General features: G+C 43.5%; 1 pseudogene. It reads right to left on the minus strand.

Annotation, left to right across the window (positions count from 1 at the left end):
* A pseudogene (locus H4J63_RS19990) lies at positions 1-208 on the minus strand (group II intron reverse transcriptase/maturase); the annotation flags it as partial.
* Positions 209-255: the final 47 nt, after the last annotated feature.

Genomic DNA, 255 nt, shown 5'->3' on the forward strand with positions numbered 1-255 from the left:
CCACCCGTTTGACAGGTTGTGCCCTATATTGCTTGGTTTGCAGCTCACCTTGCAGTTGTTTTAAGTTTGCTTCTAAATTCAGGGCAAATGCGCCTACGGACTGCCTATCTATTCCGGCCGCTCCTTTAGCTGCTTTCACTTTTTTGAATCCCTTGTACAGGTTATTAATGTCTAATAATTGTCCGTACAAGCTGTAGTAAACTGTCATTTTCTGCCTTTGCTTGCGGTATGTCTGCTCGTGTCATTCTACTTATC

This window comes from Pseudoalteromonas sp. 5Ae-yellow, assembly GCF_014077565.1.
Classification (GTDB): Bacteria; Pseudomonadota; Gammaproteobacteria; order Enterobacterales; family Alteromonadaceae; genus Pseudoalteromonas.